General features: G+C 74.1%; 3 protein-coding genes. All 3 read left to right on the plus strand.

Features of this window, described 5'->3' with window-relative positions; translation table 11 throughout:
• Nucleotides 1-286 (plus strand): hypothetical protein (locus tag AB0G02_RS35080; protein WP_360803194.1); only part of this gene is annotated, 286 nt, incomplete at its 5' end.
• 78 nt (nt 287-364) lie between these two features.
• Entirely contained in the window at nt 365-1,201 is an 837-nt protein-coding gene (locus tag AB0G02_RS35085) for a helix-turn-helix transcriptional regulator (RefSeq protein WP_360803197.1), read from the plus strand.
• Nucleotides 1,202-1,308: 107 nt separating this feature from the next.
• Nucleotides 1,309-2,517: polyketide synthase (locus AB0G02_RS35090; protein ID WP_360803200.1), on the plus strand; the 1,209-nt coding region annotated here is incomplete at its 3' end.

The following is a 2,517-nucleotide window of genomic DNA, read 5'->3' on the forward strand; positions in this document are numbered from 1 at the left end:
CGCCCAGGCGGCGCTGGCGGTGACCGCGTCGGCCGAGCACCGGCCCGCCGTGGCCGTGTCGGCGCTGCGCCGCGCGCTGATCGGCGCGGAGCGGCTGCGCGACGACCTGCCGTGGCTGCCGCCGTACCTCACCGCCAACCTGGTGGACGGCCTCTTCCTGGCCGGCCGCATGTCGGAGGCCACCGCGACCGCGGCACAACTTCGGGCTCACGCAGGACATCGCGCGGTCGCCGTGTCCCTCGGTGCGCCGGTCGACGCGGAGTTCCAGCGCATCACCAGCAGGTAGCGGGCACGAAGTCGGCGGCTTCGACGCGGGAGAAGCGGACCACTAGGTTGAGACGTGGACCGGGGAGGGCGGGGGATTGTGGGAACGCGGAGGAACAGGCAGGAACTGGCGCAGTTCCTGCGCCGTTGCCGGGAGCGCACCAGCCCGGCCGACCTCGGCCTGCCCGGCGGTTCCCGGCGCCGCACCCCCGGTCTGCGCCGCGAGGAGATCGCCGTCCTCGCCGGGTTGAGCCCCACCTGGTACACCTACCTCGAACAGGGCCGCGACATCCGGCCGTCGACCGAGGTGCTGGCGAGCCTGGCCCGCGTGCTGCGGTTGAGCAACGACGAGCGCACCTACCTGTACCTGCTGGCGACCGGCAACCCGCCGTCCGACGAGAGACCGCGCAGCGACACGTCCGACGACGCGGTGGTCCGCGCCGTCGTGGACGGGATGGCGCACCCGGGTCTCCCCGTGTACGCGGCCGACATCCACGGCGACCTGGTGGCCTGGAACGACGTCGCGGCCAAGTGGTACACCGACTTCGACGCCCTGCCGGAGGGCAGGCGCAACATGCTGTGGTGGATGTTGACCGCGCCCGAGGCGCGCGAGCGGTTCGTCAACTGGGAGGAGGACACCCGCGACGTGGTGGGCCGGTTCCGGCGGGCGGCGGCGGCCCGCGCGTGGGACGCCCGGTTCGAGGAGCTGGTCGGCGTGATGCGCGACGCCAGCACCGAGTTCTGCGAGTGGTGGTCCTCGCACTACGTCAGCAAGCAGCGCACCCGCTTGCGCGAGCTGTGGATCGACGGCGAACCGCGGGTGGTCCAGCTCGCGGTGCTGAACCTGGCCGACTCGACGCGCTCGGTGGTCCTGCACCTCCCGCCGGACACCGGGTCCGCCCCCGACTGGCCGTCGTGTGGCGAGGATCTCCGTTAAGTCCGGCTTGTTCCGTTACGACGGCCCGACCAACCTTGGTGTGTCCGTGGGGATTCGGGGGGCCGGACGCCGTCGTCGTGCTCCCCTTGCGCGCGTGAGGAGGGGACGTGGGGGAAGGACTGGGGGCTGTCCGGGAACCGGTCGCGATCGTCGGCATCGGTTGCAGGCTGCCGGGGGCACGCGGGCCGCGGGAACTGTGGGACGTGCTCGCCTCCGGCGCCGACGAGGTCGGGGAGATCCCGGACGGGCGCCTCGGGACCGACGAGCGGATCGCCACCCGGGTGGGCGGTTTCCTGCCGGACGTGGACCGGTTCGACGCGGACTTCTTCGGGATCTCCGGCCACGAGGCCGCCCGGATCGACCCGCAGCACCGGCAGATGATCGAGGTCGTGTGGGAGGCCGTCGAGGACGCGGGCCTGACCGCGGCGGCCCTGGAGGGCAGCCGGACCGGGGTGTACACGGCCTGCCTCAACGCCGACTACTGGGACGTGGTCCGCGCGGCCGGGTTGTCGGACATGCACGCGGTGGCGGGCAACGGCGCCTGGGGCATGCCCGCGGGCCGGTTGTCGCACCTGCTGGACCTGCGCGGGCCGAGCCTGGGCGTGGAGGCCACCTGCGCCACGTCGCTGCTGGCCGTGCACCTGGCGTGCCGCGACCTGTGGTCCGGCCAGGCGGACGCGGCGCTGGTGGCGGGCGTGAACCTGTTGCTGTCGGCCGACTTCTACCTCGCCCTGTCCGACGCGGGCATCCTGTCCCGGGACGGGCGGGCGCGGTTCGGCGACGCGGGGGTCGACGGGTACGTGCGCAGCGAGGGCGCGGTGGCGGTGGTGCTCAAACCGCTGGGCGCGGCCTTGCGCGACGGCGACCGCGTGTACGCCACGATCCTGGGCGGCGCGGTCAACAACAACGGGCGGGCCGGCGACACGCTCACCACGCCGAGCATCGCCGGGCAGGTGGCCATGCTGCGCGCGGCCCACGCCGACGCCGGGGTGTCCGCCGACGAGGTGGACTACGTCGAGGCGCACGGCGCGGGCACGCCGATCGGTGACGAGGTCGAGCTCAGCGCCCTGCGCGAGGAGTTCGGCTCGAGGTCGCGGCCGTGCCTGGTCGGCTCGGTGAAGTCGAACATCGGGCACATCGAGTCGGCGGCCGGGCTCGCGGGCCTGGCGAAGACCGCGCTGGCCCTGCACCACGGCGTCGTGCCCGCGACCCTGCGCGTGCGGACCCCGCACCCCGTGCTGGCGGGCACGTCCCTGGAGCCGGTCGCGTCCGCCCGCCCGTGGCCGGACACCGGGCGGCTCCCGGTGGCGGGCGTC

It is taken from the genome of Actinosynnema sp. NPDC023658 (assembly GCF_040639995.1).
In the GTDB taxonomy this organism is placed as follows: Bacteria; Actinomycetota; Actinomycetes; order Mycobacteriales; family Pseudonocardiaceae; genus Actinosynnema.